At 38.8% G+C, this 23861-nt stretch carries 27 protein-coding genes, 1 tRNA gene and 1 riboswitch; of the genes, 22 read left to right on the top strand and 6 right to left on the bottom strand.

Annotated elements, in window-relative coordinates:
- Positions 1 to 225: 225 nt before the first annotated feature.
- On the top strand, positions 226 to 1065 hold the full coding sequence (locus tag ACYQ03_RS09240; RefSeq protein ID WP_459909413.1) for a menaquinone biosynthetic enzyme MqnA/MqnD family protein: 840 nt from the start codon (positions 226 to 228) through the stop codon (positions 1063 to 1065).
- Positions 1066 to 1214: 149 nt separating this feature from the next.
- Here the strand turns inward: ACYQ03_RS09240 and ACYQ03_RS09245 are convergent, their stop codons facing one another.
- A complete protein-coding gene (locus tag ACYQ03_RS09245) occupies positions 1215 to 1706 on the bottom strand; it encodes a rubrerythrin family protein (RefSeq protein ID WP_459909415.1) in 492 nt (163 codons plus the stop codon).
- A 203-nt stretch (positions 1707 to 1909) separates the two neighbouring features.
- Here ACYQ03_RS09245 and metF point away from each other — a divergent pair, with 203 nt between their 5' ends.
- From metF to prpE, 10 genes are all read left to right on the top strand, one after another.
- Positions 1910 to 2776 (top strand): methylenetetrahydrofolate reductase [NAD(P)H], encoded by an 867-nt coding sequence (gene metF / locus ACYQ03_RS09250; RefSeq protein WP_459909417.1) that lies wholly within the window; start codon positions 1910 to 1912, stop codon positions 2774 to 2776.
- 70 nt (positions 2777 to 2846) lie between these two features.
- Positions 2847 to 3686 carry a nitrilase family protein gene (locus ACYQ03_RS09255; protein WP_459909419.1) on the top strand — a complete coding sequence of 280 codons (840 nt, stop codon included), beginning with the start codon at positions 2847 to 2849 and terminating at the stop codon, positions 3684 to 3686.
- 137 nt (positions 3687 to 3823) lie between these two features.
- Positions 3824 to 4522, top strand: coding sequence for a FadR/GntR family transcriptional regulator (locus ACYQ03_RS09260; RefSeq protein ID WP_459909420.1), 699 nt, complete (start codon positions 3824 to 3826; stop codon positions 4520 to 4522).
- Between the two features lie 99 nt (positions 4523 to 4621).
- Complete coding sequence (gene selA / locus ACYQ03_RS09265; protein ID WP_459909422.1) at positions 4622 to 6049, top strand: L-seryl-tRNA(Sec) selenium transferase; 1428 nt, start codon at positions 4622 to 4624, stop codon at positions 6047 to 6049.
- A complete protein-coding gene (gene selB, locus ACYQ03_RS09270) occupies positions 6046 to 7953 on the top strand; it encodes a selenocysteine-specific translation elongation factor (protein WP_459909424.1) in 1908 nt (635 codons plus the stop codon). The genes selA and selB overlap by 4 nt, the downstream gene beginning before the upstream one ends.
- A 142-nt stretch (positions 7954 to 8095) precedes the next feature.
- Positions 8096 to 8506, top strand: a complete 411-nt coding sequence (locus ACYQ03_RS09275) for a nucleoside recognition domain-containing protein (RefSeq protein WP_459910787.1) — start codon at positions 8096 to 8098, stop codon at positions 8504 to 8506.
- A gap of 40 nt (positions 8507 to 8546) precedes the next feature.
- Positions 8547 to 9056 (top strand): nucleoside recognition domain-containing protein, encoded by a 510-nt coding sequence (locus ACYQ03_RS09280; protein WP_459909425.1) that lies wholly within the window; start codon positions 8547 to 8549, stop codon positions 9054 to 9056.
- A gap of 77 nt (positions 9057 to 9133) precedes the next feature.
- Entirely contained in the window at positions 9134 to 9412 is a 279-nt protein-coding gene (locus ACYQ03_RS09285) for a hypothetical protein (protein WP_459909427.1), read from the top strand.
- A gap of 57 nt (positions 9413 to 9469) precedes the next feature.
- Positions 9470 to 9682 carry a hypothetical protein gene (locus ACYQ03_RS09290; protein ID WP_459909428.1) on the top strand — a complete coding sequence of 71 codons (213 nt, stop codon included), beginning with the start codon at positions 9470 to 9472 and terminating at the stop codon, positions 9680 to 9682.
- A 70-nt stretch (positions 9683 to 9752) separates the two neighbouring features.
- Entirely contained in the window at positions 9753 to 10535 is a 783-nt protein-coding gene (gene prpE / locus ACYQ03_RS09295) for a bis(5'-nucleosyl)-tetraphosphatase PrpE (RefSeq protein WP_459909429.1), read from the top strand.
- On the opposite strand, the gene ACYQ03_RS09300 is transcribed toward prpE, so the two are convergent.
- Together ACYQ03_RS09300 and ACYQ03_RS09305 are read right to left on the bottom strand one after the other, a co-directional pair.
- On the bottom strand, positions 10532 to 10711 hold the full coding sequence (locus ACYQ03_RS09300; protein WP_459909431.1) for a hypothetical protein: 180 nt from the start codon (positions 10709 to 10711) through the stop codon (positions 10532 to 10534). The two genes, prpE and ACYQ03_RS09300, sit on opposite strands and share 4 nt — an antisense overlap.
- Positions 10712 to 11029: 318 nt before the next feature.
- A riboswitch (purine riboswitch) is annotated at positions 11030 to 11129 on the top strand.
- A gap of 166 nt (positions 11130 to 11295) precedes the next feature.
- The gene (locus tag ACYQ03_RS09305; protein ID WP_459909433.1) at positions 11296 to 11493 is read right to left on the bottom strand and encodes a cold shock domain-containing protein; all 198 of its coding nucleotides are present in this window, start codon (positions 11491 to 11493) and stop codon (positions 11296 to 11298) included.
- Between the two features lie 236 nt (positions 11494 to 11729).
- Here ACYQ03_RS09305 and ACYQ03_RS09310 point away from each other — a divergent pair, with 236 nt between their 5' ends.
- The 6 genes from ACYQ03_RS09310 (at position 11730) to ACYQ03_RS09335 (ending at position 18110) form a co-directional block, all read left to right on the top strand.
- Entirely contained in the window at positions 11730 to 12854 is a 1125-nt protein-coding gene (locus ACYQ03_RS09310; protein WP_459909434.1) for a BMP family ABC transporter substrate-binding protein, read from the top strand.
- A 100-nt stretch (positions 12855 to 12954) separates the two neighbouring features.
- Positions 12955 to 14460 (top strand): ABC transporter ATP-binding protein, encoded by a 1506-nt coding sequence (locus ACYQ03_RS09315; RefSeq protein ID WP_459910788.1) that lies wholly within the window; start codon positions 12955 to 12957, stop codon positions 14458 to 14460.
- A complete protein-coding gene (locus ACYQ03_RS09320) occupies positions 14457 to 15551 on the top strand; it encodes an ABC transporter permease (RefSeq protein WP_459909436.1) in 1095 nt (364 codons plus the stop codon). The genes ACYQ03_RS09315 and ACYQ03_RS09320 overlap by 4 nt, the downstream gene beginning before the upstream one ends.
- 3 nt (positions 15552 to 15554) lie before the next feature.
- Positions 15555 to 16487 (top strand): ABC transporter permease, encoded by a 933-nt coding sequence (locus ACYQ03_RS09325; RefSeq protein ID WP_459909437.1) that lies wholly within the window; start codon positions 15555 to 15557, stop codon positions 16485 to 16487.
- 20 nt (positions 16488 to 16507) lie between these two features.
- Entirely contained in the window at positions 16508 to 17077 is a 570-nt protein-coding gene (locus tag ACYQ03_RS09330; RefSeq protein ID WP_459909439.1) for a xanthine phosphoribosyltransferase, read from the top strand.
- A gap of 133 nt (positions 17078 to 17210) precedes the next feature.
- On the top strand, positions 17211 to 18110 hold the full coding sequence (locus ACYQ03_RS09335; RefSeq protein ID WP_459909441.1) for an S-layer homology domain-containing protein: 900 nt from the start codon (positions 17211 to 17213) through the stop codon (positions 18108 to 18110).
- A gap of 43 nt (positions 18111 to 18153) precedes the next feature.
- Here the strand turns inward: ACYQ03_RS09335 and ACYQ03_RS09340 are convergent, their stop codons facing one another.
- Positions 18154 to 18591 (bottom strand): universal stress protein, encoded by a 438-nt coding sequence (locus tag ACYQ03_RS09340; protein WP_459909443.1) that lies wholly within the window; start codon positions 18589 to 18591, stop codon positions 18154 to 18156.
- A gap of 262 nt (positions 18592 to 18853) precedes the next feature.
- On the opposite strand from ACYQ03_RS09340, the gene ACYQ03_RS09345 reads away from it, so the two are divergent.
- From ACYQ03_RS09345 to ACYQ03_RS09365, 5 genes are all read left to right on the top strand, one after another.
- Positions 18854 to 18928 (top strand) — tRNA-Gly (locus ACYQ03_RS09345).
- A gap of 116 nt (positions 18929 to 19044) precedes the next feature.
- Positions 19045 to 19707 carry a YkgJ family cysteine cluster protein gene (locus ACYQ03_RS09350; RefSeq protein ID WP_459909445.1) on the top strand — a complete coding sequence of 221 codons (663 nt, stop codon included), beginning with the start codon at positions 19045 to 19047 and terminating at the stop codon, positions 19705 to 19707.
- A 29-nt stretch (positions 19708 to 19736) separates the two neighbouring features.
- Complete coding sequence (locus ACYQ03_RS09355) at positions 19737 to 19901, top strand: hypothetical protein (protein WP_459909446.1); 165 nt, start codon at positions 19737 to 19739, stop codon at positions 19899 to 19901.
- Positions 19902 to 20424: 523 nt separating this feature from the next.
- Positions 20425 to 21081, top strand: a complete 657-nt coding sequence (locus tag ACYQ03_RS09360) for a peptidylprolyl isomerase (RefSeq protein ID WP_459909447.1) — start codon at positions 20425 to 20427, stop codon at positions 21079 to 21081.
- A 398-nt stretch (positions 21082 to 21479) separates the two neighbouring features.
- On the top strand, positions 21480 to 22178 hold the full coding sequence (locus tag ACYQ03_RS09365) for a methyl-accepting chemotaxis protein (RefSeq protein ID WP_459910789.1): 699 nt from the start codon (positions 21480 to 21482) through the stop codon (positions 22176 to 22178).
- A gap of 566 nt (positions 22179 to 22744) precedes the next feature.
- On the opposite strand, the gene ACYQ03_RS09370 is transcribed toward ACYQ03_RS09365, so the two are convergent.
- Both ACYQ03_RS09370 and ACYQ03_RS09375 read right to left on the bottom strand, forming a co-directional pair.
- Positions 22745 to 22996 (bottom strand): DUF2164 domain-containing protein, encoded by a 252-nt coding sequence (locus ACYQ03_RS09370; protein ID WP_459909448.1) that lies wholly within the window; start codon positions 22994 to 22996, stop codon positions 22745 to 22747.
- A 48-nt stretch (positions 22997 to 23044) separates the two neighbouring features.
- Positions 23045 to 23395, bottom strand: coding sequence for a hypothetical protein (locus ACYQ03_RS09375; RefSeq protein WP_459909449.1), 351 nt, complete (start codon positions 23393 to 23395; stop codon positions 23045 to 23047).
- Positions 23396 to 23861: the final 466 nt, after the last annotated feature.

Below are 23861 nucleotides of genomic sequence, written 5' to 3' on the forward strand. Positions count from 1 at the left end.
TAAGTGTCATGGATTGATGGTTAATGAAATAAAATTGTAGGAGGAAATTACTCCAATATCAGTGAGAAACGAAATCACAGTGTGTCCGTTCCCCTCTACCTAGCGCACTATGTAGCTAGGGTGATAGATTATAGCGGTAGAGGTTATGTTGAATTAGTGTTACAAAAAGTGCAGGAAAATAACCATTTGAACGAGATACCTGTACAGGTCTTGGGAGGGTTTTTAGTGGCCAAAATAAGGTTTGGACAGGCGGAATATCTTAATACCCTACTAGTCTTCCATGCTTTGGAGGAAGGCCTTCTGGCCTTTGATGGTGAGTTGATCAAAGGATCACAGTCAGAGCTAAATAAAATGTTTTTGGCTGGTAAATTGGACATAGCTCCTATTTCATCTATTGAATACGCCAGAAATATTGATCAATGCATAATACTACCAAATTTGTCTGTAAGTGCAGATGGAACAGTGCAAAATGCCCTTTTATTTAGTAAAATACCAGTTGTAGAATTGGAAGGTAAAAAGGTCTGTTTAACTTCTACTTCGGCTACTTCGGTAGCCTTGCTTAAGGTGCTTTTTCAGCATTATTACCATTTGGAAGCTAACTTTGTTACCATGCAGCCGGATTTTGATAGTATGATGATCAAAGGTGATGGTGCTTTATTGATTGGCGATGATGCCATGAGAGCTCACTTGAGGGTCAAGCAGGCGAACTTACCCTATTACGTTACCGATTTGGGCGAAATTTGGAAGCAATTTACCGGTGAACGTATGGTCTATAACTTATGGGTTACCCACAAGGATTTTGCTAAAGATAATCAAGAGGAGATTGGTAATCTCTGTAGTAAATTGTTAGAGGCCAAACAGTATGGGGTGGATAACCTGATGTCAGTATTGAAAAAAGGCAGGCGCAGAAGTGGTCTGCCCATGGATGTTTTGGAAGAGTTTTTTAAGGTCATTGATAACGAGTTTACAGAAGACCATAAAAGGGCTTTGTTAACCTTCTATGATTATTGTTACAAAAGTGGTCTTATTGAGGAAAGGGTACGGTTGTCAATATGGGGCGAATGAAAAAGCGAGATGATCTCTAGACATCTCGCTTTTTATATTATCGTCCCTGCCCCTCAGTTGCTGATCCGTTAAGGTTAGTTTCCTAATAAGCGCCCCAGGCCCATGGCTTTTTCCAAGGTTCTAAAACTGAAGGCAGACGGCCATTTCTACTAACCAACATTTTTGAATGCATTGGCGTTGGCACCACAGATGGGACATTTTTCGGGAGCATTGTTTTTATGAATGTATCCACATACTGGACATAGGTAATAATCAGCATCTTCTTTGCTTTCCAGTAATTCTAAAGCTTCTTTGTATAACTTGGCGTGTACCTTTTCAGCTTCGTTGGCTAAGTGAAAGGTTCGCTTGGCAAGGTTGTTACCTTCTGCTTCAGCAGTCTTAATGAAATCAGGGTACATTTCAGTAAATTCATAGGTTTCGCCATCAATGGCTGCTTTAAGGTTTTCTGCAGTGGTTTTGATTCCACCCATAGCTTTTAACTCACTTAAAGCGTGGATGGCTTCAGCTTCAGAGGCTGCCCTGAACAGTTTGGCCACAGCTGGATATCCTTCCTGTTCAGCCTTAGCTGCAAAGGCTGAATATTTACGGTTTGCCTGAGACTCTCCTGCAAAGGAAGCCTTCAAGTTATTATCTGTACTCATATAAATCCTCCTTGATATATTAATTATGCTTATAATAGCTATCATTTACATAAAATAGTATAATAAACCCTGGCAACATAAAACAAGGATCTCTTGAAATAGTTAAGATAGATGTAAGGTTTGGGAAATATTTTTATTTCCCCATTGGTCGTGTAGCGTTATAATAGACAAAGGATATTCTGAAATAGACAAAGGTGATATATTTGAAAATTTCTAATCTATACCAGCAAAAGAAACCAGTTATTTCCTTTGAAATTTTCCCTCCCAAAAGCACTGCTCCGGTGGAAACGGTCTATCAAACTCTAGAGGGTTTGATCAAACTTAATCCCGGTTTTATCAGTGTAACTTATGGGGCAGGAGGCAGCAATAGGGATAGAACAAAGGAAATTGCCTCGACAATTAAAAACAAATATAAAGTAGAAGCCCTTGCCCACCTAACATGTGTTGGTCAAACAGTGGATGAGATTAATCAAATCCTAAAGGGATTACAGGAAGAAAATATTGAAAATGTTTTAGCCCTAAGAGGTGACCCACCAGCAGATGCCCAAGGCTATGACTTCTCCGATTCTGACTTTAAGTATGCTTCTGATTTAGTAAGACACATTAAAAACAGTGGTGATTACTGTGTGGCAGCAGCAGCATATCCTGAGGGACATATTCATTGTCGACGCCTCAGTGACGATCTACATTGGTTAAAGTATAAAGTGGAACAAGGTGTGGACTTTCTTATAACTCAGCTCTACTATGATAATAGAGTTTTTTATAACTTCCTGGAAAATGCCCGCAGAGTCAATATTAATTGTCCGGTTATACCTGGGATCATGCCGGTACTAAATGCTAAACAAATTAAGAGAATTATTTCTTTATGTGGGGCTTCGATGCCAGCAAAACTTTTAATAATGGTTGATAAATTTGGTGATAATCCAGAAGATATGGAGAAAGCTGGCCTTGAATATGCCAGTAATCAGGTCCAAGACCTATTGGATAATGGAGTGGATGGTGTTCACCTATACACCATGAATAAGCCTCAGCATATTACAGAAATACTAAAAAATGTAGGAAAAGCCTAATTTATACCGCGTCTTAAGGCGCGGTATAATATTAGTCATAGCTAAAAGCTAAATGAAGGGTGGTACCCCGTTGGAAAATACCAAAATTGCCTTGGTGCAAATGCAAGCAACCTTTGGTGATATTGCCAAAAATTTAGCCACTATGGAAAGTTTTATCCGAGAAGCAGCACTAAACGAAGTGGATATTATATGTTTTCCTGAGATGTGTATTCAAGGATATGCCCGGGAGATGCCTGAACAGTTACTAGTAAGCTTGGAAGGGGAAGTAGTTTCAAACCTTAAAAAGCTGGCCGTGGACAACAACATTATCATCCTCGCCGGCATGGCAGAAAAGAACCAGGGAAGTAAGCCCTTTATAACTCATTTGGTTGTTAAACCTGACCAAAATATTGAGTACTATCGCAAAGCTCACCTGGGAAACAGTGAACAGCCTTATTATCAAGCTGGCGATAGAATCAAACACTTTGTTACGAAGAAAGCAGTTATTGGCATGCAAATATGTTGGGATACTCACTTTCCAGAGATGACAACTATTCTTTCACTGCAAGGAGCCGAAATTGTTTTCACGCCCCATGCATCCCCAACCATAGTGGGAGATCGCAAGGCTATTTGGTTAAAATATCTGGCTGCCAGAGCCTATGATAACTCTGTCTTTGTGGCTACCTGTAATTTAGTAGGTGAAGATGGAAATGGCCATCAATTTTGCGGTGGCACCATGGTTATTGATCCAAAGGGCAATGTTATAGCAGAGGATTTTAGGGGAGAGCAATCAATGCTGGTGGTAACTTTAGATTGTTCTAAAATAAACACAATTCGAAAAGGAAAAGCTTCATCTATGGCCAATAGTTTTTTTCTAGCCTGTAGAAGACCGGAGATTTATAAAGCCTATGAGGTATTCTTTGGGGTCTAGTTATTAGCTATTAGTCATTAGTTCAAAAGCTAAAAGCTAAAGGCTAATAGCTAACAGCTAATAGAAACTTTATGCTATAATTAGGTACAAGGCTTTTTGCTAGTTAACTATGGAATAAAATTGATGGAGTGTAAACGATGGATTTTAAGCCGATAAAAACAAAAAAGATTTACGAAGAAATAGTTGAGCAAATAAAGCAAATGATTGTACATGGAGACCTTAATCCTGGGGATAAATTGATTCCGGAGCGGGAGTTAGCTGAGAAACTTGAAGTAGGTCGTTCGGCGGTTAGGGAAGCTTATCGTGCCTTAGAGGCCATTGGTATTATTGAAATAAAACCTGGAGAAGGAACCTTTGTTCGTGAAATGGGTTTTAAATCTATGACTGATATTATGTCTTTAGCTGTTCAAACTGGAAAAAATAGCATCTTTGAGTTGTTGGAATTAAGAAAGATTGTTGAGGTGGAAGCTGCTGCTTTAGCTGCCCAGAGAAGAACAGAAGAAGATATTCAAATGATAAAAAAAGCCCTGGATGAAATGGAAAAAGATATTCAGAAAGGTAACCTAGGAGATATCTCTGATATTAAATTTCACTACACCATCTGTGCGGCAGCCCATAATTCTTTATTAAACAAGCTAATGAGCTCCATTTCAGAAACCATGAAAAGAGAAATGGTTACAGTCCGCGAAAAGCTTTACCGAGTACCAGGTACACCTACTAGACTGTTGGAAGAACATAAAAAAATCTTCGAGGCCATAATAAAAGGTGATGAGCTTGAGGCTCGAAAAACGATGTTCATAAATTTAGATAATGCTGAAAAAGGATTTATGGAGTAGGTCAAAAGAAAAATGTTAAACCCAGCTAATGCTGGGTTTCTTGCATTTTACATAAGGGGTGACCTATAATGAACGAAGAAAAAGTAACGGAGGAACTGTATGGAATCGCAAAACCATAAAACCTTACTAAGAGAACTACCTAAAGTTGACCAAATAATGTTACATGAGGTTATTGCAAAGCTGTTGCTGACCACCCCTAGAGCAGTGGTAGTTGAATCTATCCGCAATTCCATTGATTCAATTAGAAGTGCAATTTTAGACGGTCAACTTGATGACTTAAAGCAAGTGCAAGAGATGGTGATACAAAAGGCTGTTACTTTGGTGGAAAAACAAACTCAGCCTAACTTACGAAGAGTTATTAACGCCAGTGGGGTTGTATTACATACAAATTTAGGTCGAGCTCTCTTGTCAGAGAACGCCAGAGATACTGTAAATGCAGTTTCATCTTCTTTTTGTAATTTAGAAATTAATTTAGAATCAGGAAAAAGGGGCTCTCGCTATCAACCAGTGGAAGAGCTATTGACTCGGCTTACGGGTGCAGAAGCTGCTTTGGTTGTAAACAACAATGCAGCTGCTGTCTTACTTGCCTTGGGTACTCTGGCCAAAGGAAAAGAAGTTATAGTTTCTAGGGGACAGTTGGTTGAGATCGGAGGTTCCTTCCGTATTCCAGAAGTTATGGAACAAAGCGGAGCAATCTTAGTAGAGGTAGGCGCTACCAATAAAACTCACCCCAGAGATTACCAGCATGGTATATCGGAAAATACTGCACTTCTGTTGCATGTACATACGAGTAATTATCGCATCGTTGGTTTTACCAGAGAAACAACCGTGGAAGAATTGGTACAAATAGGACAAACATGTCACCTCCCGGTTATGTCTGATCTAGGCAGCGGATTTTTGGTTGATTTAGCCAAATATGGGTTACCTAAAGAGCCAAGTGTTCAAGAAACCGTTGCAGCCGGAGCTGATATTGTAACATTTTCTGGTGATAAGCTGCTGGGAGGGCCCCAGGCAGGCATCATTGTAGGGAAAAAATATTGGATTGATAAAATGAAGATAAATCCCTTAACCCGTGCGGTTCGTATCAATAAATTTACAGTTGCAGCACTGGAAGCCACGTTGAGAGAGTATATAGATGAGAAAAATGTACTAAGGAACATTCCTACACTACGTATGCTTACAGAAGATACAGAGAAAATACTGATCAGGGCTCGGAGTTTAGAGAGTAAACTTAAGTCATTACTGAAAACAAAGGTACATTTAGAGATTATTACCGGATCTTCCCAAGTTGGTGGAGGTTCTATGCCAACTGCTGAACTGCCCACCTATATATTGACTATTTTGGTCGAAAATATTGCCGTTGACCAGCTTGCTGTAAAATTACGTATGGCAGAACCAGCTGTTGTTGCCAGGGTTCGAGATGGGAGATATCAGATAGATCTGCGTACTGTTCAACCCCATGAAATTGATATGCTGGCTGAGATTTTGGCTAAAACAATAAATTCTGGGGAGGTGGCTCATTCTTGAAACATATAATTATAGGTACCGCCGGTCACGTTGATCACGGAAAAACTCAGCTAATAAAAACATTAACGGGAACAGAAACTGACCGCCTCAAGGAAGAAAAAGAAAGAGGAATTTCCATAGAGCTTGGATTTGCCCAATTAAAGCTGCCCAGTGGTAAGCAGGCAGGTATTGTTGATGTTCCTGGACATGAGCGTTTTATAAAGAATATGCTGGCAGGGGTTGGCGGCATAGATTTGGTCCTGTTGGTGATTGCAGCTGACGAAGGTGTTATGCCCCAAACCAAGGAGCATGTCGATATTATTCAACTACTACAGGTTAAAAAGGGCATTGTAGTTTTAACAAAAACGGATTTGGTGGATGAAGAATGGCTTGCCTTGGTAACTGAGGAAATCAGGGAATATTTAAGAAAAACGGTCCTCAGCCAAGCACCCATTATTCCAGTGTCTTCCTTAACAGGGGAAGGAGTTCCAGAACTGTTACAATTAATTGATAAATTTGTTGAAGACACAGAAGAAAGAGTTAGCATTGGCAATCTTAGATTACCCATTGACCGGGTTTTTTCGGTGACTGGTTTTGGTACAGTAGTTACCGGTACCTTGCAGGCTGGCCGTGTAATGGTCGGCGATACTGTAGGAATAATGCCTCAGGGATTGGTTTCTAGGGTTCGCTCCATTCAGGTTCATGGTCAAAAAGTAGAGCAAGCCCGGGCAGGGCAGCGCACTGCTGTAAACCTAACAAACTTAGAAGTGGATGATGTTAAGCGAGGTAGCGTACTGGTAACACCCAACAGTGTGGAACCATCTCATCGCATGGATGTTAAGCTATTATTATTAGAAAGCGCGGCAAAGCCCTTGAAAAATCGTGCTAGGGTTCGCTTATATTTAGGAACTGATGAGATTTTGGGAAGGGTTAGACTTTTAGATAGGGAGGAATTGGAGCCCAATCAGGAGGTCTATGCCCAACTGGAATTAGAGCAGGAGGGTATTGCAGGAAAAGGTGACCGATTTGTTATTCGTTCCTATTCCCCTATGCGAACCATCGGCGGGGGTGTGGTTATTGACTCAAATGCACCTAAGCATAAACGCCACCGACCTGAAGTAATTGAGGCACTTGCCACTAAGGAAAAAGGAACTCCAGAGGAGTTAATAGACCAATTTTTGGCCAATAAACAGGGTCTCTTTAGCCTAGAAGAAATTGTTGCAGGAACTGGACTCAGCAGTGAGGCTGTGGAGATTAGTTTGTCAAAACTTGTATCTGAGCAAAAGATTAAGTCTATAGTCGCAGATAAAAAGCACTTGTTGCTAGCTCTGCCGCTTTACCGTAAATGGTGTCAGGAAATAAAAAGTATGGTTATAAACTATCATCGGGAGTTTCCCTTAAGGGAAGGTTATCCGAAGGAAGAACTACGCTCTAGGAAGTTTTCCTTTACTAACAATAAAAATTTTCAGTACATATTACAGTCTATGGAAGTCGATGGAGTCGTTAAGCTTTATGATAAGACCTTGGCCAGCCCTGAATTTACTGGAGACTTAGCTCATAGTCAACAGACTATCGTTGATGGTATCCTTAAAACCATTGAAGAGGGCAAGTTTCAACCACCATCCTGGACTGAAGTAATAAAAAAATATCGATTAAAGGATACAGAGGCTCAGGAATATCTACAATATTTACTTCGTACAGGTAAATTGCTTAAATTAGGTGATGATGAGCTATACCTATCTGCAGAAAAATATCACCAGGCTAAGGACAAGATTGTTGAATATTTAAAAGAAAACAAGGAAATTTCTGTAGCCCAAACCAGAGATTTATTAAACACTTCCCGAAAATATATTTTGCCATTACTGGAATCCTTGGATCGTGAGCGTCTTACTCGTAGGGTGGGCGATAGTAGAGTATTGGTATAAATAGTATAAAGGACAGAGTTAGCTGTCCTTTATACTATTTACTAGTTATACGGTCAGGAGCAGGGAATTAAATTAATTTAGAGAATTCTAAAATGCATATGTAAAAAATAAGGACATCGGAGGTTGTTGACAATTGGTTACAGTGAATACACTAAAAAGGGGTTTTCATAAGGGCCTATCCACCACCTGGATGCTTTCCAAGGTGGTGGTTCCAATTTATGTAGCTGTCACAATTTTAAGTTTTACTCCTCTATTAGCTAAAATTGCAGATTTTTGTGCTCCTTTTATGAAATATGTGGGTTTGCCCGGAGAGGCTTCTTTGGCCTTGGTAATCGGAAATGTATTAAATATGTATGCAGCCATTGGAGTAATCACATCACTGCATTTAGAGCCTAGAGAGATCACTATTATTGCTATGATGCTGCTTTTTTCCCATACCCTACCAGTGGAATGCGCAGTGGCTGGAAAATCAGGCATCAATCCCTGGGTTATCGGGTTAGGTCGCATGGCCTTTGCTATTTTCGCAGGAGTCATATTGAATATTACTCTATAAACTTAAGTATAGTTAAATCCCTACAGGAAGGACGTAAAAAATGAACTGGACGGAAATAATCAAAGTCGCCCTAACGGGAAGTTTTAAAAATGTCTTACAGATGGCATTAATTATTATTCCAATGATGGTCATACTAGAAATCGCACGGGACCTGAATGTATTAGATAAAATAGCAAAATCGATGGCACCTGCGATGAGGTTTTTTCGGCTACCCAAGGAAGGAGCTTTTCCCATTCTGATTGGCTTGACCTTTGGATTAGCCTATGGGGCAGGTGTTATTATTGATAGTGTAAAGGAAGGACACTTGTCCTGGAGAGATTTGTTTTTAATTAATATTTTTCTAATTCTTTGCCACTCAGTTGTGGAAGATACTGCACTTTTTATTGCCATAGGTGCGGATGGTTCCATCATACTTGGGGGACGGATTTTATTAGCATTAGTTGTGACATTTATACTCTCCCGCTGGAGTGGTTTAGGAAAACTTGAACCTTTGCTAGCAGGAAAATTGGTGGTGCCCAATTGTTCACATTGTGAAAAGATTAAATCTTGAATTTTGTATTCCCCCTTCTTTATGAAAAAATCTTTCATGGGAAAGATAATTCTAAGTATAAAGGTGGGGTGATATTTGTGGATAAATTATGTGCTTTATGCAACGGTCTTTTTACTTTGACTGTCAGCTGTCCAAAATGTGGTGAATACCTTGCAGATTCAGGGCTGGTACAGGATTTTTACGATCCTTACAGTGCTTATTTGGATCAAGAGATATATGAAGATGGTTATAAAGGTTATACCGAAGAGTGTTGTGTTCACTTACTAGTGTGTAAAAACTGCGGCTTTAAAGAGTACAGGCCCATGAAACGTTTTGCTGAAGAAGATATCACCAATTATATTCCTATCTTTACATAATTTACGACGATAGACATGATAGTACACCGACCATAATAAAATATGGAGGTGAACAATATGCGTCGCAATATGAATGCCAATGAAAGATTGTTAAGTATTGTAGGAGGTATTGCCTTCACAGGACTTGGTCGATCAGAAAATTATCGAAATTCTTTTCTGGGTAAAACTATGTCTGTAATGGGTATCAAAAATGTTGCAGTAGGTGTGTTAGGATACAACCCACTTATAGATTGGTTAGGACAGGAAGATGATGATGACGATTTCTTTTAATAAAAAGTCCGGTTAGCCGGACGTTTTTTTAGTCTGGAGATTCTAGTCAATATTTAAAGGAGGGGATACCTTGCACATTGATCAAAGACATGAAAAAGGTCCCTTTGATATTGTAGGTGATGTACATGGGTGTTTGGATGAGTTAAAGGAACTTTTACATCGACTGGGTTACATGGTGCAAGGACAAAGTTTTATTAATCCCAGAGGGAGAAAACTAATTTTTTTGGGAGATTTAGGTGATCGAGGACCCCATTGTTTGGCTAGTATTCGTTTGGTCATGGAAATGGTTCATCGGAACTATGCTTTGTATGTACCTGGTAACCATTGTAATAAATTATACAGATATCTATTAGGGAGAAATGTACAGGTAAAGTATGGTATGGAAAAAACTGTAGAGGAATTGACAGCCCTTAATAATATAGAAAGGGAGATTTTCTCAAGGGAATTCATATCTTTTTATGAGCATGCGCCATTATACTTAATCCTTGATAATGGAAATCTAGTAACAGTTCATGCAGGTATTAAAGAAAATATGATTGGTCAGGTCAACAAAAGAATTACAAGCTTTTGCCTTTATGGGGATACCACAGGAGAAGTTACACCTGAGGGTCTACCAGTTAGAAGAGACTGGGCCAAGCATTATCGTGGTCATGCTTTAATTGTTTATGGACACACACCTGTAGAACAACCTATATTTAAAAATAATACCATTGATATTGATACTGGTTGTGCCATGGGGGGAAAATTAACTGCCCTGCGCTATCCAGAGAAGGAACTTGTTCAAGTAGCAGCTAGGGACGTTTATTATATAAGATCTGGTAGTAAGGAAGCAGAGTTGGTGGCGAAAATTTAGTTCATTTGATCAGACAGATCAGCATCGCAGAGTGGACAAAATTTTAGAGTACCAGTAGCAGCAAACTCCTGGTTACACCTTTTGCAGCAATAAAAATAAATTAGCGTCACTCCACAGTGAGGGCAGGTATCCTGATTAACTGTTATTTCTTTTTGACAATAAGGGCAAATAACCATAAATAAAACCTCCTTGTGAAGGGACCCAATAAAAGATGACTACCCTATATGTTATGCAGAGAAACTAAAAAAGTCCGGGATAACCTTGACTTTCTAAGTATACCGGAGAGATAAAACATCAAAGATGAGTAAGTAAGCTATGACTGACGCCATACCCTAAAGGGAAATTAGATAATCTTGTGCCCTAGGTTATGGCTTCAGAAAGTTTTTCCAGAATTCTTTAGAAGCTATAGGAAAACTGATATATCGACAAATACTTGGTTTTAGCACAGTTTTTCTAATTGACAAGTGTATAAAATATTGGTAGGATTGAGACATAAAATAAAAGTGAATATTATCCGTATATACTTAGGAATTGGCCTAAGTGTTTCTACCGGGCAACCGTAATTGCCTGACTACGGAGGGAAAGTGTACCTAGGGTTCCACAGCCATAATAGGTTGGTTTGGTCCAAGCGGTACAGGCGTATACCTTTACGCAACACCTAGAGGGATAAAAGCCCAGGCGGTAGGTTTCACTCTGATAAGAGGAAACCTATCGTGCTGGGCTTTTTTGTACTCAGAATTTTTTATTCTTTAAACTTTGTTTACAGTTTTATCACTTTAGCAGCTTGTGGGCCACGAGTACCTTCAACAACGTCAAACTCTACTGGTTCACCCTCCTCCAAAGTACGATAACCATCAGATTGAATAGCAGAATAGTGTACAAAAACATCTGTACCACTTTCAGACTCAATAAAACCGTAACCTTTGTTGGCATTAAACCATTTAACCTTACCTTGCAATGTATTTCCTCCTCAATTTTATTAAACAATTACTTATATACCAAGTATTGGCAAAAGAAAAACAATCTATTCCTTTAGAGTGGTATTTTATGTATCTTATTTATTCGTTTTTAATAAGTTCATGCTAAATTTTCTTGGCTACGTATTTTAACATCTAGGTAGTTCTTTTCAGGGGGTGGGGGATGGAGAGAAGGTCTAAAATCAGTTAGTGATTAAAATATGGGAGGTATTGGAGAATGAAATTGAACTACAAAAAGTTGTTCGCACTAGTATTAACTCTGATGTTTACATTATCTTTAGTAGGTTGTGGCGGTAGTGATAAACCCCAGGCTCAAGACGAGCAAAAAGACGCTGCCCAAGATGAAAAATTAAAAGTTGCTTTTATTTATGTAGGACCCGTAGGTGATGGAGGGTATAGTTACGCCCATGATTTAGGACGCCAATATTTAGAAAAAGAAATTCCCAATCTTGAAACCACCTATATTGAATCTGTCCCCGAGGGTGCAGACTCCGAGAGGGTATTAACCGAACTGGCTGAAAAGGGAAACAAAGTTATTTTTGCTACCAGCTTTGGTTATATGGATAGTGTTATTAAAGTGGCACAAAAATACCCCGATGTTAAGTTTCTCCATTGCTCTGGCTACAAAACTGCTGAAAACGCAGGAACTTATTTTGGCCGCATGTATCAAGCCCGTTACCTAACTGGTATTGTGGCAGGGAAAACTACCCAAAGTAACATAATTGGTTATGTTGCAGCATTCCCCATTCCCGAAGTAATCCGTGGTATCAATGCCTTTACTTTGGGTGTTCAGTCAGTAAATCCTGACGCTAAGGTAAAAGTGGTTTGGACAAACACCTGGTATGATCCTGCTGCTGAGAAGGAAGCAGGTAAGAGTTTATTAGAAGCAGGAGCCGATGTGGTAACCCAGCACCAAGATACCCCTGGTCCTCAACAGGCTGCTGAAGAAAAGGGTAAGTTTGGTATTGGATATAACAGTGACATGAGCAAAATGGCACCCAAAGCCGTATTGACCTCTGCAGTTTGGAATTGGGGCCCCTACTATGTAAATACCATTAAAGCCATTCAAGCTGGAACCTGGAAGAGTGAACAGTATTGGGGACCAATGTCTGATAACGTTGTTGGACTTGCTCCCTATGGTCCTATGGTTAGTGAAGATATAAAGAAAGCAGTCGAAGCCAAAAAACAAGAATTGCTGGAAGGCAAATTTGATGTGTTTGATGGACCGGTAAAAGATCAAACTGGTAAGGAAAGAATTGCTACTGGCCAAAAAATGTCCGATGCAGATATGCTATCCATGGACTGGTTTGTACAGGGTGTGGATGGTACTATTCCTAAATAAGTGATACCATAAAGAAATAATTGCTGCTGGCGGAATATCTTCGCCAGCAGCATAATTTAAGGGGCGAGGGGACTTGACAGCGGCCAATTATCTAGTTGAAATGAAACAAATTACAAAAAGATTTCCTGGTGTTGTGGCGAATGATGGTGTTAATCTTCAGGTAAAAAAAGGTGAAGTTTTAGCATTGCTAGGTGAAAACGGGTCAGGTAAAAGTACACTGATGTCCATTCTTTCCGGGCTGTATCGTCCTGATGAGGGAGAAATTTATATAGAGGGACATAAATTTAGTTTCAAATCCCCTAGGGAAGCCATTCATGCCGGAATCGGCATGGTGCATCAACATTTTAAACAAGTGGAAACCTTTTCGGTGGCGGAGAATGTTATTCTTGGTAGCAAGGATACTAAGTTCTTTCTCAATGCAAAAAAGGTAGAAAAACAAATCGAAGAACTTTCTAGCGGCTATGGGCTGCATGTTGACCCCACTGCTAAGATATGGCAGTTATCTGTTGCAGAAAAGCAAAGGGTTGAAATTGTTAAAATGCTGTATAGAGGTTCTAAACTATTAGTTCTTGACGAACCCACTGCAGTATTAACTCCCCAGGAAGCTAGGGAATTATTTCAGACCCTCAGGCAAATGACTGCCAAGGGACAATCTATCATTTTGATTACCCATAAATTAAATGAGGTTATGGAGGTTGCAGATCGAGTTACCATTTTGCGAGGCGGTAAAACAGTTGCAACCCGCACAAAACATGAGGTCAACGAGCGGGAGTTGGCTAGATTAATGATGGGGCAAGATATCATCACACCTGGTAAAAAGAGCACTGCTGTTTTTGGCCCTACAGTTCTGAGACTGGAAAATGTAAGTGCTGGTAGTGATAGCAGGCGAGTAGGCATCAAAGATATCTCTTTAAAAGTAAGGGCTGGGGAAATCATGGGTATTGCCGGTATCGCAGGTAATGGACGCAGGGAATTGGCAGAAACCATAGCTGGGTTGCGGCAAATTTTTGAAGGGAAAATTTTTATTGGTGAAAAAAATGTCACAAATTTTTCAACCTTAGAGATTATTGATGAAGGTGTCAGTTATGTTCCCGAAGATCGTTTGGGTACCGGGCTGGTGCCCAACCTGGGAGCGGTTGATAATCTTATCTTAAAAGAATATCGTCGGCCTGGGCTGGGCAGTGGTCCGTTCATTAACCGCCGCAAGGCCAACGATTATGCCAAGGAACTGGTTAACGAATTTGGCGTAAAACTAACTGCTTTGGAGGCACCTGTTAAGATGCTTTCCGGTGGTAATTTACAAAGACTTCTGCTCTCAAGGGAGTTGGCCTGTTCTCCTAAAGTTATTGTTGCGGTTTACCCGGTACGGGGACTGGATATTGCTGCTGCTGAAGCCATTCACAAAATGCTGTTGGAAGAAAGAAGCAAGGGAGCAGCCATAGTATTAATTTCAGAGGATTTGGAAGAATTACTTAAGCTTTCCGATAACATCGGTGTACTTTATAAAGGATCTTTAATGGGTATCCTTCCGGTTGAAAATGCCGAGCCAGAAATGATTGGTCTGATGATGTTAGGAGCAAAACCAGGGGAGGATTTGGCATCATGATAAGATTAGAAAGACGTGCAGCGCCTTCTCTTATGGGTACATTCTTAATACCCTTCATAGCCGTTATACTGGCACTAATCACTGGAGCAATATTTCTCTATCTTAACGGTCTAAGTTCTCCCAAGGGCATTACCTGGGGTCAGGTATTTGAGGTTTATACAGTAATGTTGGATGGTGCCCTTGGATCTTCCTATGGAATTTCTGAAACCGTTGTCAAGGCTATACCCCTCATGCTTTGTGGTTTAGGGGTTTCTATAGCCTTTCGTATGCTGCTATGGAATATCGGTGCTGAGGGTCAGTTTCATATGGGGGCCTTTGGAGCAGCCTGGGTTGCCTTGAGCTTTCCAGATTTACCTTTCTATATAATGATACCGGCGATGGTTTTTGCTGGTATGCTTTGTGGTGGTATTTGGGGGTTAATACCTGGTATCCCCAGAGCCTATCTAGGTGTAAACGAAACCATTACCACCTTAATGTTGAACTATGTGGCCATGCTTTGGGTCAATTATTTAGTTTTTGGGCCCTGGAAGGATCCCCAGGGTATGAACTTCCCATTAAGCAAAACCTTTGAACCAGCGGCGATATTACCGACTATTGGGAATAGCAGGGTTCACTTGGGGCTAGTTTTTGGTTTGATCATTGCTGCTATTCTTTGGTTTGCCCTGCGGCAATCAAGATGGGGCTATGAAGTAACAGTTATTGGAGAAAGTCCCCAGGCAGCAAGTTATGCAGGAATGAATATCACAAAAAATATATTAATCGTTATGTTCCTTAGTGGTGCAATTTGTGGTCTCGCTGGGATGGCAGAGGTTTCAGCAATTGCCCAAAGAATGCAACAAGGACTCAGCCCTGGCTATGGTTATACGGCTATTATCGTGGCATGGCTGGGGAAATTAAATCCCTTTGCCATCATCTTAGTTTCTTTCCTAATGGGTGCTTTACAGGTGGGCGGCTATAGTGTGCAATCCAGTGGGGTTCCTGCAGCCATTGTATCTATGATTCAAGGGGCTTTGCTGTTTTTTATCCTCGGGGGAGAAATATTTAATAGGTACAAGATCGTAATAAAAAACAAAATTAAGGTGGGGGTGTAGCCAATGTCACAGGAATTTTTCATAACGATTTTGGCCACTGCCATTACTGCTGGTACTCCCATCCTATATGCAGCATTGGGCGAATTATTAACTGAAAGATGTGGCAATCTCAACCTAGGGGTTGAGGGCATGATGTTGGTAGGGGCTGTCTGTGGTTTTGTCTTTGCTATCAAAGCCAATGATCCTTGGGTTGGAATTCTGGCCGCCATGCTGGGTGGCGGAGCAATGGCCTTTATTCATGCTTTCTTAACGGTGACATTACAGGCCAATCAGGTTGTAAGCGGTCTTGCTCTGACTATATTTGGCACAGGTCTATCTGGGTTTATAGGTAAAGCCTATATTGGTATTCCGGTGGAAAACCCCTTTAAACCGGTAAGCCTTGGATTTTTAAGTGATATTCCCTTTATTGGACCCATATTTTTTCAACATGACTATTTAGTTTATATTACTTACCTTTTGGTACCATTCCTATGGTTCCTTATCTATCGAACAAAGCCTGGTTTGAATCTGAGAGCCGTGGGAGAAAACCCTGCCTCAGCAGATTCTCTAGGAGTTAGTGTTTATAAAATTAGATACATCTATATTATTATCGGGGGAATGTTAGCTGGGATTGGGGGAGCATATCTTTCCTTAGCCTACGCTCCCACTTGGTTAGAAAACATGACCGCTGGTCGAGGGTGGATTGCAGTGGCCTTGGTGATATTTGCCACCTGGAATCCCCTAAGGGCAATGTTAGGAAGTTATATTTTTGGCGGTATTGATGCCCTGGGCTTTCGTGCCCAGACCCTAGGAGTTATGATTCCCTCCTTCTTTTTAAAAATGCTGCCATATCTTTTCACCATTCTCGTATTAGTTCTGGTAGCACGTAAGGCTATGGCTAATCGTATCGGTCCGCCAAAGGCCTTGAGTTTACCCTATGACCGTGAGGAACGTTGAAAATATATGGGGGTATTAGCATGGAATTACTGAAAGAAAAGATCCTAAACCAAGCTAAAGTAGTATCCGATCAAATATTAAAGGTGGATTCCTTTATTAACCATATGATTGATCCTAATATTATGGTAGAAATTGGCCAGGAATTCGCAAGTAGATTTCGAGATGAAAAAATAACCAAAGTTTTAACCATAGAAGCCTCAGGTATTGCCATAGCTTTAACGACTGCCTTAGCTTTAAAAACGCCGTTGCTTTTTGCCAAGAAGAAAATCCCTTCTACACTGGGTCAATTTTACATGTCCAATATTTATTCCTTTACCAAAAACGAAACTGTTGGTATCTGCGTTGCAAAGGAATATTTAACCTCCGATGATCGAGTATTAATCGTTGATGATTTTCTAGCCAGAGGGGAAGCGTTAAAGGGGTTAACTGATTTAGTAAAGCAAGCTGATGCACAACTGATTGGTGTTGGTATAGTCATTGAAAAGATGTTTCAGGGTGGTGGCAAAGCCCTGCGTGGTGCTGGTGTAAGAATTGAGTCTCTGATTAAAGTTAGTAGCCTTGCAGATGGAAAAATTAATTTAGAGGAATAAAGGATTTTGCAAATGGGACCGGTTTAAATCGGTCCTTTTTGTTTAATATGGAGATAGCCAAGTTTTTCCAATCTTAAAATGGTGGAACTTATTGGTCCTTGACAGCGTCCATAAAGTAATGGGAGGGAAGTTTATGCGAAAATCAATTAGTTGCTTAATGGTTGGTGCAATCCTGATTGGAGCCGTTTCGCTTGGACCCATAACAACAGGTTTAGCTGACGAGAATACCAATAATAAGTTAATAAATCAAGAACAACTTGTTAATGATAGAGAAATAACTGTTAAGAAAGAAGTAACCTATGTTTCCAGGGAAGAGGCTGCAGAGGTACTTGTAAATTCTTTGGATTTAGATTTGGATGGATTGCGATTTTTTAAGGCGCCTGAGGTTAGTGATTTTTTCGATGATGTTTCAAAGGATGCGGCTTCCGCAAATGCTATAATGATACTAGGGTATAATGGTGCTCTTCATACCAATGATCGTAACTTCCGACCCTCTGTTATGATCACCCGGCAAGAGCTGGCAGAAATATGTGGCAGTCTGTTACAACATATGGGTCCAGAACAGCCTCAGTCCACTAAACACCCTCTAATAAAAGACTTAAATACTGTTAGTAAGGATACTGTGGATGATGTCAAATTGCTAGTAGGTTTAAAGGTGATGTCTCTTACTAAAGATGGATATTTTCAACCCAACCTAGGGGTAAAGCCAGAAGAACTACAGAATATCATAAAGCGATTAGATGTTCTGCTAAAGGTTGAAAGAGATGAAATATCTGCAGAGGTAGTATCAGGAAAAGAGGGTGGAAGGGAAGTTGAAATCTCTTGGGGTGAAAAACCTTCAAGTGGCTATGAGATTAATATCGTGGAAATGAATTTAGAAGGTAATACATTAATGATACATTATCAAACTAAAGAACCAACACCTAGTTCATACAACTCAACTGTTATTACTGAACCTAAAGATCGTAAACCAATACCGAATAATTATCCTACTATAAATAATATTGAATTAGTTAGAGTCATAAAAAATTAACACCGACTAAGGTCGGTGTTAATTTTTTAACATATTAAATTATTCATCGAACAATTAAAACCGGGCAGGGAGCATGGCGTGAGACCCGGTTACTAACACTTCCCATAATGTAACCTTTTATCTCTCCCAAACCACGGCTTCCTATTACAATTAAATCATAATTTTCTTGGTTTGCTTTTTCCAAAATCTCATCCGCTGGTTGGCCCATAACGATGAATTTATCTGTGTCTATATTTTTATCTGAAATGGAAGAAACATATTGATCCAGCATATCCTTGCCATTTCTCATTAATTCATCAAAAATAGATTGGGGTATATGACCTAAACGATCTACTGCTGTGTTTACATAGGGTGGTAAATTGGGTACTACATGCATTAAGGTGATTTTGGCTGTATATTTTTGCGCTAGTGAAACTGAGTGAAACAGGGCCTTGGTAGACCGCTCCGAACCATCTAGGGGCACCAATATTTTTTTATACATAATAGCCCTCCTTGTTAGAATTTATTCTATTTTAGCCCTTAATTTCTATTAATTCCAGAATAATTTTCTAACAAGTCCCCTAGATGATGTAAAAAAGTTGAAAAGTTATCCCATATATCACCCCCCTACCTTTTATAAAATAAATATGTCGAATAAGAGGAAATAGAAGTGTATTATGGGAGGGAATATCTGCGAAGGAAGTAAAATTTCAGTAATATATTTGACAAGATTGTTATGACATGTTAAAATAATTACGTTCGATGCGGAAGTGGCTCAGTGGTAGAGCATCGCCTTGCCAAGGCGAGGGTCGCGGGTTCGAATCCCGTCTTCCGCTCCAGTAAAGCAGAGACTAGTTCTCTGCTTTTTTTATTTAATAAAGTAAAATGTTTTAATACTTTTTAAAAAGTATACTATTAAGGTGAATTATCATTTTAACTTATAGGAGAGACCAATATGAGGGTAAAGTTTTTTAAAAAAACTAAGCGTACTTATGATTTGCAGATCCTGCATGAAACTGCGACCATTCAGGATTATTTAGATGCTATTAATAAATTTATTGAAGAAATTACTGAACCACCTTGCAAAGGTTGTGACGAGTGTTGCTGGGAAAGAATTCCCCTAACACATATTGATGTACTAAACTACATTAACCAATTAGGGGAGGAACTACATTTAGACAAAGAATGGCCCCTATTAGACTTTTTGAAACAGTATACCTACATTTATGCCGAAGGTGGTGCTGTGGATATAAGCTTAGGCTTTACACCGGAGGGAGCCTGTTTTTTCCTAAATCAAGGGGAACGTATTTGTGGTAGTTATGCTGCTAGGTCATTAGTTTGTCAAAGTTTTATCTGCATGGAGAGTACCCCTACTGCTCAAGAACTAAGATCACAACTGGTAAATACAGGGATGGATGAATTAGTTCGCATATGGATGAATCAATGTAAAGATGCCGATATAAAATTGTTTTATCACGAAGAATATAAGGCAAACCCAGAATTAGCAGATTACCTTGAAAGTGGGTTTACCGGTAAAACAAAATACAGTGAGGTTTTGCTTAAAGAGGTTTGCACACCTGAATTATGGCAAAAATTATACCCGCCTCGTAATGGATAAATATGTAATCGCAAGGAAATACTAACCACATGATTACTGATATTAATTCCTACCGTCACAAACAAAAATTAACCCGAATTAATGAGCTGGTCAAAGAATTAATGGCTATCCGTGCAGAAATAAGCGAATTGCGACTTGAGGAGTGCCAGTTAAGGAGTACTATCAAGGAACTTGCAAGGGAACTGGACCAATAGGGACAAGTGGTTTAATAATCGTTAACCAAAACAACCTTCATTGAACTGACTAAAAACGGCTAGACAAAATGGAAATAAATGTAAAAAGGAACAGTTTTTGAAAATATGGTGGTAAAAACTGGGGATAAATCTGTTAATAATGTGGATAAGTTGGAAAACATTAACAAAACATTACTCAATTCTACTTATTTTGCTTCAAAAAAAGCACCATAATATTACCAATTGTTGAGTTAAGGTTAGTGTGATATAATTAATTGAATATATAAGAAAGGGGGCAGTATCATGACTAAAGATCTCATTAATAAGATATTAGAAGATATTGGTTTGGAACTCATACCCAAAACAGAAGAGAAAGAATAAAGAATCGAAGGCGGAATTAACCCAATCGCCTTCGATTTTTAATTTTATATAGATATAAAAGAATTTGTTCGCTCTGTTAAAAGTTTTTGTAGGATTAAGTAGAGGATATTGGATAAGCCTGTCAAATTTGTACTATTAAATATAATTATGGGGGTTGCATCCAATGAAAAGGATACTACTAATTATTCTAGCAATATGTTTATTAATAACAGCTGGCTGCACCAATAACCATTCACAGAACAAAACCAATGTCCAGGGAAATAGCTCTGTAGCCACTGCAGAGAGAAACAACAAGTATGAAGCTGCACCAGATCTGTCAATTGACCCCAAGAAACAGTATCTAGCTGAGGTTAAAACAAATCAGGGTACCTTTACAATTAAGCTACTGGCAGACAAAACACCCATAACCGTTAACAATTTTGTCTTTCTAAGTAGGGAAAATTATTATAACAATATTAAATTCCATCGTATTATTAAGGATTTTATGATTCAAACCGGAGACCCAGTAGGAAATGGAACTGGTGGACCAGGATATACCTTTAAGGATGAATTACCTCCGGATTTACCATATGGCCCGGGTATTGTGGCTATGGCCAATAGTGGACCTAACACAAATGGTAGTCAGTTCTTTATTTGTAACGGTGAGCTGTCAAAGGGGCTTAATAAACACCCCAACTATACTGTTTTTGGCCAGGTCATTGAGGGGATGGAGGTAGTTTTAAAAATTTCGGAAACACCTGTAATAGAAAGTGAGACCGGTGAGTTAAGTAAACCCATAAATGATGTGTACATTGAAAACATTGCAATAATGGAGAATTAGACTGATTTCTATGGTTTAACCGAAAAATTATACTTTTGCAAATATTCAATTTACTTAAGCTAATATTTAATGGTAAGATTAGGTTAAAAAATTCGTGGGGGGAAATTTGCATGCTTAGCCTATTCAAAAAAAATAAGCCTACCAATAATCTTGTCTATCAACAAGAATCATTGCCAGTTGAATCAACCACATCAAATTTGCCTGAGATCCCGCCTCAACTTGATGCGTTGGAAGTGGACAGTTTATACAGCTCTACCGAGCTAGTTGAGGCATTAGGAGAATTAGTATTTCAACTATTTGACGGAAAAAACTACGTTATTATAATCGATAAAGACTACAAAATCTTAAAGACTTGGGATGTTCAAGCTTTCAATTTTAGCAATAAACCTGGAGAAATAATGCCTAAGGGTTCGATTTGTGCAAAGGCTTTAGCTGCTGGTAAGCGTATAGCTACCCAAGTAACAAAAGAAAATTCCAGCTATGGTTTCGGTTATGCGGGTATTGGTCTCCCGATTAGAGATAAAGAAGGAGAAATTATTGGCAGCCTTGCCACCACCTTTGTGTTTGTTAACCCCGACGATCTTGAGAATGTTGCCACGGAGCTGCATAATGCTTCAGATCAAAACTCAATTGCTGTTGAAGAAATTGCTAAGGGTGCTACTGAGCTCTCTATATCCGTTGATGTATTAACCAAAAATACCAATGAGGCACAAAACTCCCTTAAAACCATTAATCAAGTAATTGAATTAATTAAGGGAATAGCTGACCAGACCAACCTACTGGCCTTAAATGCAGCTATCGAAGCAGCTAGGGCTGGGGATCAAGGACGGGGCTTTGCAGTAGTAGCCGACGAGGTAAGAAAGTTAGCACAAAACTCTGCTAACAATGCCAAGGATATGGCCGATAAATTAATGGTTATCTCAAAGATGATTGAGAATATTGGAGTTCAAGCACAGGAGCTTAATTCCTATGCCCAACAACAGGCCGCTTCCACTGAAGAAATCAGTGCATCTATGGCGCAATTGGATGAACAATCAAAAGTTGTATTAACACTGACAGAAGAATTAAAAAAGGGCTTACAGTTTATGTTTAACTAATTGAAAACAACATAAATAAGACAACAGGTATGATAACCTGTTGTCTTATTTATGTTGGAAAAGTGCAAAAATTCACTTTTCTAAACCTAAAAAAAGGATTTGTCCAGTATTGCAAAATCAGTTATCTTCTGTTATGATTTATAAAATTCTAAATTATCAAACTGTTCAATCAATAAGGAGGAGTTGCAATGTCTGAAGAGCTTATTGACAAGATCCTTAGTGAAGTTGGGTTAGAAAGAATTGATTACTCAGAAGAGAGTTAATGTATTGTAAGTACCCCTCCTGCTAAAAAGGTGGGGATTTTTATTGTTCTATACACAAAAGGCAGCCTAAAAATGACACCTGCTTTTATATGCAAATGAGTTAACATATAAAATATCAATTTTAACAAATCTAAAAAAAATCCTTTAAAAACCCTGGGAATACAAAATATTTCAATCGGTATAATAATAACAGACGTAGTCTACATGATTAACTTTCCCAAAACAATCTTTGCACCTTTTTGCAGAGATTGTTTTGGTGTTGTAAAGATGTAAATCCTTTGTCAGAGTGACTATTGTAACACTTTAACGTATAGAAGTCATGAAGCTAGATTTTTGAATCCCCAATAAATCCTCTATTTTCTCGTTTAAATAAATATAAGAGTCATAAACCCCTTGATTATAAAATTCTGATGCTAACTTTTCAATAAAAAAATCTAAAATTAAATTTGAGGCTAAATCTCCCAGATCTTCATCTCGTTCATTAAGAAAATAAGATTTGATTTCTGATATCATATACTGTCTAGTTTCTTTATTTAATTTGAAAGTTTCTTTCAAAAATCAGCCCACCTTAAAAAGTAAATTACCTTTTACAGTTATTTGTATCTAATCTTCAAAGTTTGTCACTTTAACATATTCAGTACCATTCCACTCCCAAGTCTCTAATACACTAATTTCACGGGTTAAATAATACCATACAGGAATTTCATTAGCTGAGATCATTTGAAAAATTTGGGCTGCAATCTGTTGCCCTTTATCAAAACTAAGATTAGGATCGTTATCAGGTACCTCAACTGTATAACGATACTTGATTTGTTCGTTTTGGATTTTTGGTAAGTCACTTAACCAAATAACAGGTTTGTTTAACACCCTCAGATCCTTTGGAAGATAGCTGACATCTTCTATCTTTGGAATTAGTTTATTGACAGGCAAATTTGTAAAATGATAAAGCTTCATAGTAACACCTCAAACATTTATTATTTCACTAAATTGTATCAAAGAAATCTTATTATTAGTTAAGTATTTTAGTATAAACCAATCCTGCTTTTATAAATGATGTCATAGCCGTTGGTCCTGATAATGGTATTTGACATTATACGAGGGGTAAAAAATTGGTAGGTGATAATAGTTGGTTGATCTAAAGAATGTACTATGTTAATATTATTTTAACTTTAAAGAAGTGGAGGTTTTCCTTGTGCATTCTATCAGACTTAGATTCTAAACTTTGGACTGTTAATTAAATAGGTTCAAGGGCTCTGCTTGACTGCAGAGTATACGGGACTGGTCTGTCTATTTTTAGGAAAACCTTTATTTTACGTTAGGTAAAAAGAGGGGTACTTCTACCCCAATTTTTGTCTTTAATTACATGAAATTAGGTTGGTGAAGAAATACTGTCTACTTATCCATGAAGGTTTGTATCACT

The organism is Desulfotomaculum defluvii, assembly GCF_054657375.1.

Bases quoted from the DNA above. Each gene is read 5' to 3' on its own strand.
- ACYQ03_RS09245 (WP_459909415.1), bottom strand. From the start codon at position 1,706: ATGAGTACAGATAATAACTTGAAGGCTTCCTTTGCAGGAGAGTCTCAG.
- ACYQ03_RS09260 (WP_459909420.1), top strand. From the start codon at position 3,824: ATGGATTTTAAGCCGATAAAAACAAAAAAGATTTACGAAGAAATAGTT.
- selA (WP_459909422.1), top strand. From the start codon at position 4,622: ATGGAATCGCAAAACCATAAAACCTTACTAAGAGAACTACCTAAAGTT.
- ACYQ03_RS09280 (WP_459909425.1), top strand. From the start codon at position 8,547: ATGAACTGGACGGAAATAATCAAAGTCGCCCTAACGGGAAGTTTTAAA.
- ACYQ03_RS09290 (WP_459909428.1), top strand. From the start codon at position 9,470: ATGCGTCGCAATATGAATGCCAATGAAAGATTGTTAAGTATTGTAGGA.
- ACYQ03_RS09300 (WP_459909431.1), bottom strand. From the start codon at position 10,711: ATGGTTATTTGCCCTTATTGTCAAAAAGAAATAACAGTTAATCAGGAT.
- ACYQ03_RS09310 (WP_459909434.1), top strand. From the start codon at position 11,730: ATGAAATTGAACTACAAAAAGTTGTTCGCACTAGTATTAACTCTGATG.
- ACYQ03_RS09315 (WP_459910788.1), top strand. From the start codon at position 12,955: ATGAAACAAATTACAAAAAGATTTCCTGGTGTTGTGGCGAATGATGGT.
- ACYQ03_RS09320 (WP_459909436.1), top strand. From the start codon at position 14,457: ATGATAAGATTAGAAAGACGTGCAGCGCCTTCTCTTATGGGTACATTC.
- ACYQ03_RS09325 (WP_459909437.1), top strand. From the start codon at position 15,555: ATGTCACAGGAATTTTTCATAACGATTTTGGCCACTGCCATTACTGCT.
- ACYQ03_RS09330 (WP_459909439.1), top strand. From the start codon at position 16,508: ATGGAATTACTGAAAGAAAAGATCCTAAACCAAGCTAAAGTAGTATCC.
- ACYQ03_RS09335 (WP_459909441.1), top strand. From the start codon at position 17,211: ATGCGAAAATCAATTAGTTGCTTAATGGTTGGTGCAATCCTGATTGGA.
- ACYQ03_RS09340 (WP_459909443.1), bottom strand. From the start codon at position 18,591: ATGTATAAAAAAATATTGGTGCCCCTAGATGGTTCGGAGCGGTCTACC.
- ACYQ03_RS09350 (WP_459909445.1), top strand. From the start codon at position 19,045: ATGAGGGTAAAGTTTTTTAAAAAAACTAAGCGTACTTATGATTTGCAG.
- ACYQ03_RS09355 (WP_459909446.1), top strand. From the start codon at position 19,737: ATGATTACTGATATTAATTCCTACCGTCACAAACAAAAATTAACCCGA.
- ACYQ03_RS09360 (WP_459909447.1), top strand. From the start codon at position 20,425: ATGAAAAGGATACTACTAATTATTCTAGCAATATGTTTATTAATAACA.
- ACYQ03_RS09365 (WP_459910789.1), top strand. From the start codon at position 21,480: ATGCCTAAGGGTTCGATTTGTGCAAAGGCTTTAGCTGCTGGTAAGCGT.
- ACYQ03_RS09375 (WP_459909449.1), bottom strand. From the start codon at position 23,395: ATGAAGCTTTATCATTTTACAAATTTGCCTGTCAATAAACTAATTCCA.